At 69.8% G+C, this 16,220-nt stretch carries 12 protein-coding genes; 5 read left to right on the top strand and 7 right to left on the bottom strand.

Translation table 11 applies throughout. The features are described from left to right. Positions 1-8 precede the first annotated feature (8 nt). The 4 genes from phoU to AC5Y5E_RS23420 all read right to left on the bottom strand — a co-directional run bounded on the left by phoU (position 9) and on the right by AC5Y5E_RS23420 (position 2,700). Positions 9-671, bottom strand: coding sequence for a phosphate signaling complex protein PhoU (phoU, locus tag AC5Y5E_RS23435; RefSeq protein WP_499905387.1), 663 nt, complete (start codon positions 669-671; stop codon positions 9-11). Between the two features lie 129 nt (positions 672-800). Continuing rightward, positions 801-1,151, bottom strand: a complete 351-nt coding sequence (locus AC5Y5E_RS23430; RefSeq protein ID WP_499905386.1) for a WhiB family transcriptional regulator — start codon at positions 1,149-1,151, stop codon at positions 801-803. 234 nt (positions 1,152-1,385) lie between these two features. After that, positions 1,386-1,850, bottom strand: a complete 465-nt coding sequence (locus tag AC5Y5E_RS23425; protein ID WP_499905384.1) for a nitroreductase family deazaflavin-dependent oxidoreductase — start codon at positions 1,848-1,850, stop codon at positions 1,386-1,388. Between the two features lies 1 nt (position 1,851). Next, the gene (locus tag AC5Y5E_RS23420) at positions 1,852-2,700 is read right to left on the bottom strand and encodes an NAD(P)H-binding protein (protein WP_499905382.1); all 849 of its coding nucleotides are present in this window, start codon (positions 2,698-2,700) and stop codon (positions 1,852-1,854) included. Between the two features lie 110 nt (positions 2,701-2,810). Between AC5Y5E_RS23420 and sigI the strand changes: the two genes are divergently transcribed. After that, a complete protein-coding gene (gene sigI / locus AC5Y5E_RS23415) occupies positions 2,811-3,686 on the top strand; it encodes an RNA polymerase sigma factor SigI (RefSeq protein WP_499905381.1) in 876 nt (291 codons plus the stop codon). Here the strand turns inward: sigI and AC5Y5E_RS23410 are convergent. Continuing rightward, positions 3,683-4,924 (bottom strand): MinD/ParA family ATP-binding protein, encoded by a 1,242-nt coding sequence (locus AC5Y5E_RS23410; RefSeq protein WP_499905736.1) that lies wholly within the window; start codon positions 4,922-4,924, stop codon positions 3,683-3,685. The two genes, sigI and AC5Y5E_RS23410, sit on opposite strands and share 4 nt — an antisense overlap. A gap of 580 nt (positions 4,925-5,504) precedes the next feature. Between AC5Y5E_RS23410 and gltB the strand changes: the two genes are divergently transcribed. Together gltB and AC5Y5E_RS23400 are read left to right on the top strand one after the other, a co-directional pair. Next, positions 5,505-10,082 carry a glutamate synthase large subunit gene (gltB, locus tag AC5Y5E_RS23405; RefSeq protein ID WP_499905735.1) on the top strand — a complete coding sequence of 1,526 codons (4,578 nt, stop codon included), beginning with the start codon at positions 5,505-5,507 and terminating at the stop codon, positions 10,080-10,082. Then, positions 10,075-11,541, top strand: coding sequence for a glutamate synthase subunit beta (locus AC5Y5E_RS23400; protein ID WP_499905379.1), 1,467 nt, complete (start codon positions 10,075-10,077; stop codon positions 11,539-11,541). Before gltB ends, AC5Y5E_RS23400 begins: the two co-directional genes overlap by 8 nt. Before the next feature lie 345 nt (positions 11,542-11,886). Here the strand turns inward: AC5Y5E_RS23400 and AC5Y5E_RS23395 are convergent, their stop codons facing one another. After that, complete coding sequence (locus tag AC5Y5E_RS23395; RefSeq protein ID WP_499905378.1) at positions 11,887-12,738, bottom strand: LLM class F420-dependent oxidoreductase; 852 nt, start codon at positions 12,736-12,738, stop codon at positions 11,887-11,889. A gap of 51 nt (positions 12,739-12,789) precedes the next feature. On the opposite strand from AC5Y5E_RS23395, the gene AC5Y5E_RS23390 reads away from it, so the two are divergent. After that, entirely contained in the window at positions 12,790-13,221 is a 432-nt protein-coding gene (locus tag AC5Y5E_RS23390; protein ID WP_499905376.1) for a hypothetical protein, read from the top strand. Positions 13,222-13,243: 22 nt separating this feature from the next. Next, positions 13,244-14,245, top strand: coding sequence for a PHP domain-containing protein (locus tag AC5Y5E_RS23385; RefSeq protein ID WP_499905375.1), 1,002 nt, complete (start codon positions 13,244-13,246; stop codon positions 14,243-14,245). Between the two features lie 15 nt (positions 14,246-14,260). Here AC5Y5E_RS23385 and AC5Y5E_RS23380 read toward each other — a convergent pair whose 3' ends face one another. Continuing rightward, a complete protein-coding gene (locus tag AC5Y5E_RS23380) occupies positions 14,261-16,183 on the bottom strand; it encodes a PE family protein (protein ID WP_499905373.1) in 1,923 nt (640 codons plus the stop codon). Positions 16,184-16,220: the final 37 nt, after the last annotated feature.

Raw genomic sequence — 16,220 nt, 5'->3', positions numbered from 1 at the left:
GAAGCCCGCTAGCCCAGGGAATCCGCGCTGCCCGGCAACCTGCCGGTGGCCTGAAAGATGACCCGCCTGGCGATTTCGACGGCATGGTCGGCGAAGCGTTCGTAGAACCTGCCCAGCAGGGTCGCATCGACCGCGGCGGCCACGCCGTGTTGCCATTCGCGATCCATGAGCTCGGTGAACAGCTCGCGATGCAGGTCGTCCATCGCGTCGTCTTCGACGTTGACGAGCCGAGCCTTTTCGGGGTCACCGGTGCGCAAGACCTCTTCGGCGGCGCCGGCCAATTCGACCGCCACACGCCCCATCTCCGCGAAATAGCCGTTGGCCTGTTCGGGCAGGACGTGCTCGGGATGGCGGCGGCGAACGATTTTTGCGACGTGTGCGGCCAAGCCGCCCATGCGCTCGACATCGGCGCAGATCCTGATCGCGGTAACCACGACTCGGAGGTCGCCGGCCACCGGCGCTTGCAGGGCAAGCAGCACGAACGCGGCATCTTCGGCGTCGCCGCTCAGCTTCGCGAGCCGGCCCTTCTCCGCGATGACTTCTTCGGCCAGCGCAAGGTCGGCCTGCAGCAGGGCTTCGGTAGCGTCGTGCATCGCCGCGCCGGCCATCGCGCACATGTCAGCGAGCTGCTCATTGAGGGCGGCTAGCTGCTCGTGGTAGGCCGTGCGCATTGCCCCAGGTTACGTCCGGCCAGGTTACGCCGTTATTCGGGTTAGCCTCGCCCAGGAATCGGACGGCAACCTCGGACAGGGATGCAGCGAGACACGTTGCGACCGGCCCTGATTGGCACAGCGCGCAGGTCAGCCCGCGCCGCGATTTCGTCGTTCGCTCAGAAACTTTGACCAGGACGGCATCTCGGGATGCCGCTGGAGGAGGGCCCGTCGTTGGCGCTCGGTCATGCCGCCCCAGACACCGAATTCCACCCGGCTGTCCAACGCTTCCGCTAAGCACTCCTGCATGACCGGGCAGCGGCGGCAAACGGCCGCGGCCTCGCGCTGCGCGGCACCCCGGACAAAGAGTGTGTCGGGGTCGATGGTCCGGCAGAGGGCTTGAGACACCCAATCGGTCGGTTCCGCCGCCCCCGCGCTGCGCAGCGCCCCTCGGGAAACCCCACCTTGCCGCCTTCGACCGGCTTCTTGTGAACCTGACATCGGCCTTCTCCCCGGCTCAGCATCCCTCACCGCAACAGAACACGCTGCCCTGATTCCCGGGAGGTCACCGCTGAAAACCCGGCAATGCAGCGATTCGTCTGTTGCTAATTTAGCCGTTCCCTGCGGTTGGTGTGCGGTTAGTGGGCCAGAAAAGCGAAGTCGTGTCTAGGGCGACGACCTGCCGCAGAGGGTGATCGAGACGATGGCCTCTCGCTGAAGCACGGCGCGACAAAATCAGCGAGATTTTTCGCGCTGTTTGACGTTCGGCTCGAACCGGAACACGGCGACGCGGCCCGCAAGTGCCTCGAACTCGTCGGCGGTTCCGTCGCGCACCATCCCGGAGCGCTTCGCGAACGCCACGCCGACCGGCACCTCGGTGGCGAACGCCCGCAGCACCGGACGCGCCTCGTCGGCGTCGAGTTCCACGATCCTGACCTCGCGGGATCGTCGGCCCCGGCTCAGCGTGCCGCTCCCGGCGGCGCGGGCATTGGCCGCCCAGTCGGCGCCGGGGTAGCCGGCCACCACGTAGAGCCCGCCGCGAAATTCGAAGGGCGTCATCGGTGTGCGGCGGGGCTGACCCGACTTGCGGCCGGGCACCGTCAGCACCATGGCGGGTCCGGTGGGGATGCCGAGCCGCTGAACCGCCATCATCACCTTGTTCATCGGCTTGAGGTAGCGCGGCGGGCGTGGGTCGGACACGTCAGGCTCCGTTCGATTGGGCGAACAGGTCGCGGTGCTCGGAAACCCACTGCGCGATCGGGGTCGCCGGCCGGCCGAGGATCTTCTCCACGTCGTGGGTGACCAGCGCGGGTTTGTCGAGCGTCTCGGCGAGCATGGCGATGTAGGCGTCGGCGAAGTCGGCGCCGAATCCGATGTCGATGAACCGCTGGCGCACCAGTTCCGTCGGCGCCTCGACGTAGCGCAGCGGGCGACCCAGGACGTCGCCGATGACCTCGGCCAGCTCGGCGTTGGCGAACGCCTGCGGACCGGTCAGCGGGATCCGTTGGCCGACAAGCTCATCGGTGAGCAGCGCCCGCGCCGCGACCGCCGAGATGTCGCGCTCGACGATCGGCGCCGTGGACGCCGCCGCGTATGGTCCGGCCACCACGTCACCGGCGCGGATCTGCGCCCCCCACATGCCGGCGAAGTTGGTCGCGAAAACCGACGGCCGAAGGCTCACCCAATCCAGGCCGGATTCGACGGCGAGCTGTTCGACCTCCTTGTTGCGATCCCCGCGGAAACGCGACGGTTGCCGCGAAAAGTCGTCGTCGGCATTGATCGCCGACAGCGCAACCAGCTTCGTGACGCCGGCGCGCCCGCACTCCGCGACCACCCGGGACAGGTCCGCGCCCAGCGCGCGGGAATTGAGGAACACCGCCGAGGCGCCCGGCAGCGCGTCCGAAGCCGAGCGGACCGCCTCGACGCCAGACGGAAGCCCGGCGGTGTCGGGTGCGCGGGTGACGGCGCGGACGTGGGCGCCGGCGGCGAGAAGTTCGGTAACGAGCGGGCGCCCGACGTTGCCCGTCGCTCCGGTTACGACGATCGTCATGGGGGTGTTCCTTCCGTGAGTTTTCAGTGCTGCACCAAGGACGGCGCCGGAGGTGGGAAAGTTACAGTCGAAACGCGTAACTTTTTGCGGGATCAAATCGTCGAAGGTTCATGAGCCAGTCGCAGTCACCCGGCGACCAGGTCACCGAGGCCTGGCGCAGCAATCGCCCGTATCTGGTCAATCTCGCCTATCAGATGCTCGGCGACGTTGGCGACGCCGAAGACGTTGCACAGGAAGCGTTTTTGCGTCTCTCGCGTGCCGACCTGAACGAGATTGACGACGTCCGCGGCTGGCTGACCGTGGTGGCGAGCCGGATCTGCCTCGACCAGGTGCGCTCGGCGCGCGCCCGCTACGAGCGGCCGGGCGAGGTCGAGGAGCAACCGGCATCGCCGCGCCTGGACCCGGCCGACCGGGTCACCCTCGACGACGAGGTTCGCACCGCGCTGCTGGAGGTGTTACGCAGGCTCAGTCCGGGTGAACGGGTGGCCTTCGTGCTGCACGACGTGTTCAGCGTCCCGTTCGAGACGATCGCCGAGACCGTCGGCCGTCCCGTCGGCACCTGCCGCCAGCTGGCGCGGCGCGCACGCGGCAAATTCACTGTGGCGCAACCGAAATTGAGCGAGGTGGCCCCGGCCGAGCACCAGGTCGTCACCGAGAAGTTCATAACCGCGTGCGCCAATGGCGACATCGCCGCGTTGACTGCGGTGCTGGATCCGGCGGTCTGGGGGGTGGGCACCGTCCTGGCCGAGCCGGCGCCGCCGCCGCAGATCAACCATGGGCCGGACGCCGTGGCCACCAACCTGCTGCGCTACCTCGGGCCGGAGGTGACCCTGGTCACCGGGCCCGCGGGTGGACCCGCGGTGTTGGCCTTCGTCGAGCGGCGCCTATTCGCGTCGATCGTGCTGACGATTCGCGGTCCCCTGGTGACGAAGATCGAGGCCATCGCCGACCCGTTGGCGCGCCTGGGTGGAGGTCAACGGCCTTAGCGCGCCGCCGGGTCCGGCCGCGCGGCGAAATAGCCCGCGATCGTCGCCGTCACCTGAAGAAGCCTGCGCCGCGTCGCCGGGGACATCTCGCGGGTCACGTCGATGACGCCGCCCGGACGCAGGTGCGGATCGTAGGGCACCTCGACCACCGGCTGCCCGTGATCGACGAACTCGCTCGCCAACAACGCCCGGGTGCGTTTGTCGGCGTGGCCGTCGGAATCGTTGAGCACCACGATGGTGCGGTGCAGCAGGCTCGTCATCCGTTGTTCTGACAGCCATTCCATGGTCCGGGCGGCGGCGTTGGCCCCGTCGGCCCACGGCGAGGTCACCACGATCAGCGCATCCAGATCGCGCAGCACCTCCTGGGTCACCGGTGAATCCATCGTGGAGCCGCAGTCGATGATCGAGATCGTGAAATGGTGGTCCAGCCGGCGCGCGGCCTCCCGGTAGATCGCGGGATCGAGCACCCGCCGCGGTCCCGACGCCGGCTCGCCGCCGAGCACGTGCAGGCCGGCGGAGTTACGGCCAAGGCGCCCAACCACATCGGCGTAGGACCGCAGGTTCTTGTCGGAGGTCAATTCCCAGAAAGAGGCGTTCGATCGCGGGTCGATTCGGTAGCCCAGCCGGCCGAACGCGGTGTCGGCGTCGATCGCCACCACGTGGTCCTGGCGGCGCAGCTCGGCAAAAAGCGATCCGACGCTGGCGGCCACCGACGTCTTGCCCACCCCGCCCTTGCCCAGCACGCCGACCTTGTAGTTGCCGTGCAGGGCGGTTCGGATGGCCGCCTCGAACTGCGCCTCCTGCCGCTGCGCGGGCGACGGGCCCAGCTTGACGAGGCCAAAGGTGGCCAGCCGCAGGGCGCGTCGCCACCCGCGCTCGGGCAGCTCCGCCCCGGGTGCGGCCGCGGGCGCGACGGGTGCGGGTGCGGGCTGTTGCGGCGTCGGGAGCGGGGGAGGGACGGGGCGGGGCGGCGGTTGGGGCGGGCCCGCCGGGCGCTGCGGGGGCGCGGGTGGGCGCGGGGGGGTGGGTGCGGCAGGCGGCGCGGGACGGGGTGGCTGCTGGGGCGGCGCCGGCGGACGGGGTGCCGCGGGGGCCGGGCCGGGCGCGGGCGCATCCGCCGGAGCAGCCGGTGCCGCGGTACGGGGATCCCTGGGCGGGGGACCGGGCGGGCGCGGCGCCGGCGCACCGGCCTGCTCGGGCCGCAGCCGGTCCCGCAGGAATTCGTCGCGCTCGTTCATGGGCTCCTCGGGTGCCGGACCGGTACCCGTCCAGTATCGGCCACGCGCCATCGGCGAACCGTCGCCCCGCGCGTGCAAACTTTGGCCGGGTGGGCCGCCCCCCGCCGGGACTGCTTCCGGCGTTCGCTGAGCACGCGGGTGAGCAAGCCCTGCGGCGACGGCGCCACGCGTGGGCGCGATCACAGCAAACTGGGATGAATTGGTGATCCGGCCCACCGGTCGGCTAGGATCGGCGCCGGGGTCGGGGTGGTACAAGCCCAAAACTCCCATGTCGGCGACGCCGTCGACCGCCCGTCGCTGCGAATTTACGCCGCTGCCCGTTGGCGGTTAGACTTAACGAAGTTGGCATGTCAGGCGGGTATTGTCATATCGTTTTACGACTTGTCGAAACCAGCTCCAGGCCACCGTTCAACGCTGCACGGACGAACCCCCAACGACGGATCATGCCCGCCTGGGGCACAGCCTATCGGCAAGACCGAAGGGGCCTACGGGTCCGAGGCCCGCAACCCTGCTGGGTTGGGGCCCCGCCGGAGCCGCTCGTAACGGCAGCGAAGAACGTTTGGTGAAGGGTCAGGTGCATATGACGCCCAAGCGCGTCGGGTTATACAACCCCGCGTTCGAGCACGATGCGTGCGGGGTTGCCATGGTCGTCGATATGCACGGCCGCCGTAGCCGCGACATCGTCGACAAGGCCATCACCGCGTTGCTCAACCTCGAGCACCGGGGCGCCCAGGGCGCCGAGCCGCGCAGCGGTGACGGCGCCGGCATCCTGATTCAGGTCCCGGACGCGTTCCTGCGCGAAGTCGTGGATTTCGAGTTGCCCGCGCCGGGCAGCTACGCCACCGGCATCGCGTTCCTGCCGCAGTCGTCCAAGGACGCCGCGGCCGCCTGCGCCGCGGTGGAGAAGATCGCCGAATCCGAGGGCCTGCAGGTGCTGGGCTGGCGGAACGTCCCCACCGACGACTCGTCGCTGGGCGCGCTGTCCCGCGACGCGATGCCGACCTTCCGGCAGGTGTTCATGACCGGCGCCTCCGGGATGGCGCTGGAGCGCCGCTGTTACGTAGTCCGCAAGCGCGCCGAGCACGAACTCGGCACCAAGGGCCCGGGACAGGACGGCCCGGGGCGCGAAACCGTCTACTTCCCAAGCCTTTCCGGCCGTACTTTCGTCTACAAGGGCATGCTGACCACGCCGCAGCTCAAGGCGTTCTACCTTGACCTGCAAGACGATCGGTTGACCAGCGCCCTGGGCATCGTGCACTCCCGTTTTTCCACCAACACCTTCCCGTCCTGGCCGCTGGCGCATCCGTTCCGCCGCATCGCGCACAACGGCGAGATCAACACCGTCACCGGCAACGAGAACTGGATGCGGGCTCGCGAGGCGCTGATCAAGACCGACCTCTTCGGCGACGACGTGGAGAAGTTGTTCCCGATCTGCACTCCGGGCGCGTCCGACACCGCGCGCTTCGACGAAGCCCTGGAACTGCTGCACCTGGGCGGGCGCAGCCTGGCCCACGCGGTGTTGATGATGATCCCCGAGGCATGGGAACGCAACGAGTCGATGGACCCGGCGCGGCGTGCCTTCTACCAGTACCACGCCTCCCTGATGGAGCCGTGGGACGGTCCCGCGTCGATCACCTTCACCGACGGCACCATCATCGGCGCCGTGCTGGATCGAAATGGCTTGCGCCCCTCCCGAATCTGGGTGACCGACGACGGCCTGGTGGTGATGGCCTCCGAGGCCGGCGTGCTCGACCTGGACCCGGCCAAGGTGGTCCGCCGGATGCGGCTGCAGCCCGGCCGGATGTTCCTGGTGGACACCACCCAAGGACGCATCGTCGCCGACGAGGAGATCAAGGCGGAGCTTGCCGCCGAGCACCCCTACCAGGAATGGCTCGACAAGGGCCTGGTGCCGCTCGACGACCTGCCGCAGGGCGAGTATGTCCGGATGCCCCACGAGCGACTCGTCAAGCGCCAGTTGACGTTTGGCTACACCTATGAGGAACTCAACCTGTTGGTGACGCCGATGGTGCGCTCCGGGGCCGAGCCGATCGGCTCGATGGGCACCGACACCCCGGTCGCGGTGCTGTCCCAGCGCCCGCGGATGCTCTACGACTACTTCCAGCAGCTGTTCGCCCAGGTGACCAACCCGCCGCTGGACGCCATCCGCGAGGAGGTGGTGACCAGCCTGCAGGGCACCACCGGCGGCGAGCGCGACCTGCTCAACCCGGACGAGTACTCCTGCCACCAGATCGTCCTGCAGCAGCCGATCCTGCGTAATCATGAGCTGGCCAAGCTGATCAACCTCAACCCGGACGACAAGGTCAACGGGCGCCCGCATGGCATGCGGTCCAAGGTGATTCCCTGCCTGTACCCCGTCGCCGAGGGTGGCGCCGGGCTGACCGCCGCGCTCGAGGAGGTGCGCGCGCAGGCGTCGGCCGCGATCGCCGACGGTGCCCGGGTCATCATCCTGTCCGACCGCGGGTCCGACGAGCAGCTGGCGCCCATCCCGTCGTTGCTGGCGGTGTCGGCGGTGCACCACCACCTGGTGCGCGACCGGACGCGCACGCACGTCGGCCTGGTCGTCGAGACCGGTGACGCCCGCGAGGTGCACCACATGGCCGCGCTGGTCGGCTTCGGCGCGGCGGCGATCAACCCGTACCTGGCGTTCGAGTCGATCGAGGACATGCTCGACCGCGGGGTCATCGACGGGATCGACCGCAACAAGGCGCTGAGCAACTACGTCAAGGCCGCCGGCAAGGGCGTGCTGAAAGTCATGTCCAAGATGGGCATTTCGACGCTGGCCTCCTACACCGGCGCGCAGTTGTTCCAGGCCGTCGGCATTTCCGAGGACGTGCTCGACGAGTACTTCACCGGGCTGAGCTGCCCCACCAGCGGGATCACCCTGGAGGACATCGCCGCCGACGTCGCCGCCCGCCACAAGCTGGCCTACCTCGACCGGCCCGACGAGCGCGCCCACCGCGAGCTCGAGGTCGGCGGCGAATACCAGTGGCGCCGCGAGGGCGAGTACCACCTCTTCAACCCGGAGACCGTGTTCAAGCTGCAGCACGCCACCCGCACCGGGCAGTACAAGATCTTCAAGGAGTACACCCGCCTGGTCGACGACCAGAGCGAGCGGCTGGCGTCGCTGCGCGGACTGCTGAAGTTCCGCGGCGATGTGCGGCCGCCCGTTCCGCTGGAAGAGGTCGAGCCCGCCAGCGAGATCGTCAAGCGCTTCTCCACCGGGGCGATGAGCTACGGCTCGATCTCGGCCGAGGCGCACGAGACGCTGGCCATTGCGATGAACCGCCTCGGCGGCCGGTCCAACAGCGGCGAGGGCGGCGAGGACGTCAAGCGATTCGACCGCGACCCCAACGGGGACTGGCGCCGCAGCGCGATCAAGCAGGTCGCCTCTGCCCGCTTCGGGGTGACCTCGCACTACCTGACCAACTGCACCGACATCCAGATCAAGATGGCTCAGGGCGCGAAACCTGGTGAGGGCGGCCAGCTTCCGGGCCACAAGGTGTATCCGTGGGTGGCCGAGGTTCGGCACTCCACGCCCGGCGTCGGGCTGATCTCGCCGCCGCCGCACCACGACATCTACTCCATCGAGGACCTGGCGCAGCTGATCCACGACCTGAAGAACGCCAACCCGGCCGCGCGCGTGCACGTCAAGCTGGTCTCCGAAAACGGAGTGGGCACCGTTGCCGCCGGTGTGTCCAAGGCGCACGCCGACGTGGTGCTGATCTCGGGGCACGACGGCGGCACCGGCGCGACGCCGCTGACATCGCAGAAGCACGCGGGCGCCCCGTGGGAGCTGGGGTTGGCCGAGACCCAGCAGACCCTGTTGCTCAACGGGTTACGTGACCGGATCGTGGTCCAGGTGGACGGGCAGCTCAAGACCGGCCGCGACGTGATCATCGGGGCGCTGCTCGGCGCCGAGGAGTTCGGCTTCGCCACCGCCCCACTCGTGGTGGCCGGCTGCATCATGATGCGGGTGTGCCACCTCGACACCTGCCCGGTCGGCGTCGCCACCCAGAACCCGGTGCTGCGCGAGCGGTTCACCGGCAAGCCCGAATTCGTCGAGAACTTCTTCATGTTCATCGCCGAAGAAGTGCGGGAGTACATGGCGCAGTTGGGCTTCCGCACCTTCAACGAGGCCGTGGGTCAGGTGGGGTCGCTGGACACCACGCTGGCGCGAGCGCACTGGAAGGCGCACAAGCTGGACCTGGCCCCGGTGCTGCACGAGCCCGAGTCGGCGTTCATGAACCAGGACCTGTACTGCAGCTCCCGGCAGGACCACGGCCTGGACAAGGCGCTCGATCAGCAGTTGATCGTGATGAGCCGCGAGGCGCTGGACTCCGGCAAACCGGTCCGCTTCTCCACCACCATCAGCAACGTCAACCGCACGGTGGGCACCATGCTGGGCCACGAGCTGACGAAAGCCTATGGCGGCCAAGGCCTGCCGGACGGAACCATCGACATCACCTTCGACGGGTCCGCCGGCAACAGCTTCGGCGCCTTCGTGCCGAAGGGGATTACGCTGCGCGTCTACGGCGACGCCAACGACTACGTGGGCAAGGGCCTGTCGGGCGGCCGGATCGTGGTGCGGCCGTCGGACAACGCGCCGGCCGACTACGTCGCCGAGGACAACATCATCGGCGGCAACGTGATCCTGTTCGGCGCCACCAGCGGGGAGGCCTACTTGCGCGGTGTCGTCGGCGAACGGTTCGCCGTGCGCAACTCCGGCGCCCACGCGGTGGTCGAGGGCGTCGGCGACCACGGTTGCGAATACATGACCGGAGGCAAGGTCGTCATCCTAGGCCGCACCGGCCGCAACTTCGCGGCGGGCATGTCCGGCGGGATGGCCTATGTGTACGACCCGGAGGGCGAATTGCCGAACAACCTCAACGCCGAAATGGTCGAGCTCGAGGCGCTCGACGAGGACGACCTGGAGTACCTGCGGGGCACCATCCAGGCGCACGTCGACGCCACGGATTCCGCTGTCGGCCAGCGCATCCTCGCCGACTGGCCCGGCCAGCACCGGCACTTCGTCAAGGTGATGCCGCGCGACTACAAGCGCGTGCTGCAGGCGATCGCCGAGGCGGAGCGCGACGGCGTCGACATCGACAAGGCGATCATGGCGGCCGCGCATGGCTGATCCCACCGGCTTCCTGAAATACACGCATCGGGAATTGCCGAAACGCCGGCCTGTCCCGCTGCGACTGCGCGACTGGAACGAGGTCTACGAAGACTTCGACGACGAGACGCTGCGCCACCAGGCGACCCGCTGCATGGACTGCGGTATTCCGTTCTGCCACAACGGCTGTCCGCTGGGCAACCTGATCCCGGAATGGAACGACCTGGTGCGCCGGGGACGTTGGCGCGACGCGATCGAGCGGCTGCACGCCACCAACAACTTCCCGGACTTCACCGGGCGGCTGTGCCCGGCCCCGTGCGAGCCGGCGTGCGTGCTGGGCATCAACCAGGACCCGGTGACGATCAAGCAGATCGAGCTGGAGATCATCGATCACGCCTTCGACGAAGGCTTCGTGGTGCCGCTGCCCCCGGACAAGCTGACCGGAAAGACCGTCGCCGTGGTGGGTTCCGGCCCCGCCGGCCTGGCCGCCGCCCAGCAACTGACCCGCGCCGGCCACAGCGTGACCGTGTTCGAGCGCGACGACCGAATCGGCGGGCTCCTGCGCTACGGCATCCCGGAATTCAAGATGGAAAAGCGCGTCCTGGACCGGCGGCTGGACCAGATGCGCGCCGAGGGCACCGAGTTCCGGGCCGGCGTCAACGTCGGCGTCGACCTCACCGTCGAACAGCTGCGCGGCGATTTCGACGCGGTGGTGCTGGCCGGCGGTGCCACCGCCGCGCGCGACCTGCCCATCCCCGGCCGCGAGCTGGACGGCATCCACCAGGCGATGGAGTTCCTGCCGTGGGGCAACCGCGTGCAGGAGGGCGACGACGTCCTGGGTGCCGATGGCGAACCGCCGATCACCGCCAAGGGCAAGAAGGTCATCATCATCGGCGGCGGCGACACCGGGGCCGACTGCCTGGGCACCGTGCACCGGCAGGGTGCGATCGCGGTGCACCAGTTCGAGATCATGCCGCGTCCGCCGGACGCGCGCGCCGAGTCGACCCCGTGGCCGACCTACCCGCTGATGTACCGGGTGTCGTCGGCGCACGAGGAGGGCGGCGAGCGGGTGTTCTCGGTCAACACCGAGGAATTCGTCGGCAAGGACGGCCACGTGACCGGGCTCAAGGCTCACGAGGTGACCATGCAGGACGGCAAGTTCGTCAAAGTCGAAGGCTCCGACTTCGAGCTCGAGGCCGATCTGGTGTTGCTGGCGATGGGATTCGTCGGCCCCGAGAAGGAGGGCCTGCTCACCGACCTCGGGGTGAAGCTCACCGAGCGCGGCAACGTCGCCCGCGGGGCCGACTTCGACACCTCGATTCCCGGCGTATTCGTTGCCGGTGACATGGGTCGCGGCCAGTCATTGATCGTTTGGGCGATTGCTGAGGGCAGGGCCGCGGCGGCGGGTGTCGACCGGTTCTTGATGGGTTCGACGGCGCTTCCGGCGCCGATCAAGCCCACCGCGGCGCCGCTCACGTAGTCACATCAGCCACACCAGAAACAGAAGAATTCAATTCGGCGTTTCTGCCCACGTTTGCCAGACGATTGTTGTCTAATGGTTCTCTGTGGGCCTCATCACGTAGCAGTCACGGGGCGTGTCCCGCAGGAACGGACCGATCGCAGGAGTGGTCACTGTGCATGTCAACCCGATGCCCCGCTCGAAGATGGGGCGAATCGCCTGGTCATGGTTGCGTCACCCGGTGAAGAGCCGGGAGTATCCCGCTAAGCTCGAACGCTTGGTCACGGCCGAAGAGCTGATGCTCTTCGGGGTGTAAGCACCTCGTTCACGCGCCGGCGGCGCCCAAGTTAGTTTGCTCGCCGGGCCTCACTTAGCCAGCAGTCCCGAATCCCGAATCGCTTCCGCCAATGGCTCCAGCACGGCGGGGTCGTGCGGCGGGGGAAGGTAGACGATGCCGAGGTCCAGCCCCTCGGCGCCCAGCGCCGCCGCGTCCTCGATGACCTTTCCGTAGTTGAGGTCCGGCTCGAGGCGCAGGTGCGCCGACAGAGTGATCTCCTTCGGGTCACGCCCGATGTCCGCGCAGCGCGCGGCCAGGACGTCGCGCTTCTGCGCGAACAGTTCGGGTGGGCCGCCGGCGAAGTTCCAGTGCTGGGCGTAGCGCGCGGTGATCGGCAGGGTGCGCTTCTCGCCGCTGCCGCCGATGCAGATCGGCGGGTGCGGGCGCTGCACGCCCTTGGGCTCGTTGCGGGCGCCCTTGAGTTGGTAGTACTTGCCGGCGAAGTCGGTGGTCTCCTCGCTCAGCAGGCTGATCAGCACCTGGCAGGCTTCCTCGAACCGGTCGAAGCGTTCCCGGACGGAGCCCAACTCGATGCCGTAAGCGCCCGACTCCTCCTCGTTCCAGCCGGCGCCGATCCCGAGCTCGAGGCGCCCGTTGGAGATGACGTCGAGCGCGGCGGCCATGTTCGCCAGCACTGCGGGGTGGCGGTAGTGGATGCCGGTGACGAGGGTGCCCAGCCGCAGTCGCTTGGTCGCCTGCGCCAGCGCGGTCAGGGTGGTCCACCCCTCGAGGCAGGGTCCGCTGCTGTCGGAGAAGATCGGATAGAAGTGGTCGAACGTCCAGCCGGACTCGAAGACCTCGATGTCGTCGGCGGCCTGCCAGACGGCGAGCATGTCGGCCCAGGTGGTGTTTTGGGGTGAGGTTTTGAACGCGAATCGCATGAAACCGACGTTAGTCGATCTTTATGAAGCGCAACTAAACTCATGCGGACGATGACCACCGCACTCGGTATCGACACCAGGATCACCCTGCTGGCCGCCGGGCTGATCTTCCTGCTGGCGCTGGTTCTCGGCGTCTGGAAGTACCGCCAGATCATGACCGCCGAGGATCATCGCGCCCATCCGTACGTCGACATCGCGCACCGCGCGGCGTTGCTCTATTCCTTCGCGACCCTGCTGCTGGCGGTCTTCGTCGCACTCAGCGCCTGGCCGGCGTGGGTCAACCTGACCGCGGCGGCGGTCGTCGTCTTCTTTTTCGTCGCCGCCATCCTCGGCTACGTCGCGCACGGCGCGCGGCGCGACACCGTCAACCAGTTCGAAAACCCCAGCCGCGGCCTGGAAGTGACGATGGTGCTGCTGATCGCCGGCGAGATCGGCGGGTTCGCCGTGCTGCTCGCGGGGTTCGTCGCCGGCCAATTCCGGTGACTGGGCGGGGCACACTGGAGCCATGGACCCGGTAGCCGCCCTGCGGCAGATCGCCTATTACAAGGACCGGAGCCGCCACGACCCGAGGCGGGTGATGGCCTACCGCAACGCCGCCGACATCATCGAGGGTCTCGACGACGCCGCGCGCGAGCGGCACGGCCAGGCCAACAGCTGGCAGACGCTGCCGGGCATCGGTCCGAAGACCGCGAAGGTGATCGACCAGGCCTGGTCCGGCCGCGAACCCGACCTCCTCGTCGAATTGCGTTCCGGCGTTGAGGATCTCGGCGGTGGCGACATCCGCGCCGCGCTGCGCGGCGACCTGCACCTGCATTCGAATTGGTCGGACGGGTCGGCGCCGATAGACGAGATGATGGCCACCGCGTCGGCGCTGGGTCACGAATACTGCGCGCTGACCGACCACTCGCCGCGGCTGACCATCGCCAACGGGTTGTCGCCGGAGCGGTTGCGCAAGCAGCTCGACGTCATCGACGAGCTGCGCGACCAGTTCGCGCCGATGCGCATTCTCACCGGGATCGAGGTCGACATCCTGGAGGACGGCGGCCTCGACCAGGAACCCGAGTTGCTCGAGCGCCTCGACGTCGTCGTGGCCAGCGTGCACTCGAAGCTGTCGATGGACGCGGCGGCGATGACGCGGCGGATGCTGCGCGCGGTCTCCAATCCGCACGCCGACGTGCTGGGCCACTGCACCGGCCGGCTGGTCTCGGGCGGACGCGGCATCCGGCCCGAATCGAAGTTCGACGCCGAGGCGGTGTTCACCGCCTGCCGCGACCACGGGACGGCCGTGGAGATCAACTCCCGCCCCGAGCGCCGCGACCCGCCGACCCGGCTGCTCAAGCAGGCGCTGGAGATCGGCTGCGTGTTCAGCATCGACACCGACGCGCACGCACCGGGCCAGCTGGACTTCCTCGGCTACGGGGCGCAGCGCGCGCTGGATGCCGGCGTGCCCGTCGACCGGATCGTCAATACCTGGCCGGCCGACAAGCTGCTGGAGTGGACGGCGTAAGCCGGGTAGCGGTTGTCAGGTGGACTGCCCGTCGCCGCCGGCGTTGCCACCGATGATCAGGGCCTCGGCGCCGGAGCCGGCGACACCGGTGGCGCCCCCGTCACCCCCGAATTGGCCGACACCACCGCCGGCGCCTCCGGTGCCGCCCAAGGCACCCGCCGTTCCGGCGACACCGGGGACGGCGTTGGCCGGGTAGGCCCAGGCGCCGCCGCCACCACCCCCGCCGGGGCCGGTGCCGCCGGCTCCGATGCCACCTCCGAAGGCGAGCGGGGACGCGGTGGTGATCGCGTTACCGCCGGCGCCTCCCGCACCGCCCGCACCGCCGGCGTAGGCGGCCCCGCCGCCGCCCCCGCCGCCTCCGCCTAGGGCCATGTCCCCGGTCGACAGACCGAGCGCGCCGCCGCCGGCGCCGCCCCCACCTCCGGTGCCGCCTGCCCCGCCGTTGGGGGCACCGGCGCCGCCGCCTCCGCCGTCGCCTCCGAGCCCGAGGGCGACAGGCTGGCTGAGTTGGGTCGAGGCGGCGCCGCCGGTGCCGCCGCCCCCGCCGGCGCCGCCCGTGCCGCTGCCCCCGCCGATGCCGCCGACACCGACCAGGCCGCCCTTGCCGCCCGCGCCGCCGCCGCCCCCGCCGCCGCCGTAGGTGGAATGGTTGGTGCCGGTCCCGGTCACGGCGTTGCCGCCGAAGCCACCGGTGCCGCCGGCACCGCCGCCTCCGCCGGTGCCGTTGAGTGCGCTGCCGCTGGAGTTGCCGCCGGCCCCGCCGGCGCCGCCGTGGCCACCCTGGCCGCCTTGACCGGCCACGCTGCCGAAGACGTTTCCGCTGACGCCGCCACCCGTGCCGCCGGTGCCGCCGCCCCCGCCGGTGCCGCCCGAGCCACCGCTGCCGGCCCGCCCGAAGAGCCCGCCCCCGGTTCCGCCGGCCCCACCGGCGCCGGCCGCACCGCCGTCGCCTCCGACACCTCCGGTTCCGCCAGTCGAGGTGGCGCTTCCGCCGCCGCCGCCCGTGCCGCCGTGGCCGCCGTCGCCGCCGTGACCGCCCGCGCCGGCGGCACCGCCCAGCAGGGCCTGATTCGCGCCGCCGGCCCCGCCATGGCCGCCGGCCCCGCCGTGCCCGCCCGGCCCACCGGTACCGCCGGCCACCGCGTTATCGAGACCGGCAGCGCCAACGCCGCCGAGGCCGCCCGCTCCACCCGCACCGCCGGCGCCGAACAGGGAAAGCAGTTGCCGGTTGGCCCCGCCGGCGCCCCCATCCCCGCCGTGGCCGCCGGTCCCTCCGAACAGGCTGGAGCCGCCGGTCCCGCCGGCCCCGCCGGCACCGCCCGCGCCGCCGCCGATCCATCCGTTGGCCCCGCCGGCCCCGCCGCTTCCGCCGGCGCCACCGATCAGGGGCTTGCCGGTTCCGCCGGCTCCGCCGTCACCGCCGTGGCCCCACAATCCCGCCGACCCGCCGGCCCCGCCGGCCTGCCCGGCCCCGCCCGACCCGCCGTTGCCGCCGTTGCCGATCAGCCATCCGCCGTCGCCGCCGGGAGCTCCGGTTCCGGGCGCCCCGTTGGCCCCGTTGCCGATCAGCGGGCGGCCCGTGAGCAGCTTGACCGGCCCGGGCGGCAACCCCAGGCTCTGAATCTCGCCGGTCAAAGACGTCAGCGGGTCGGCATTGGCCGCCTCGGCGGCCGCGTACTGCCCACCGCCCGACGTGAGCGACTGCACGAATTGGTCATGGAAAAGCGCCGCCTGCGCGCTGAGCGAGTGAAACTCCCGGGCGTAGCTGCCGAACAGCTGAGAAATCGCGGCCGAGACCTCGTCCTGCGCCGCGGCCGCCACCGATGTAGTCGAGGCCGCCGCGGTCGCATTGGCCGACGTGATCGCGGATCCGATCGCGTCCAAGTCCGCCGACGCGGCGCTGAGAATCTCCGGGTCTACCTGCACGAAAGAGGACATCTACGGCTCCTAATCCCTTGTGGGGCCGTAGGTTAAA

It is taken from the genome of Mycobacterium sp. NGS54 (assembly GCF_059812465.1).
This window is presented reverse-complemented; position numbering and strand designations above follow the sequence as displayed.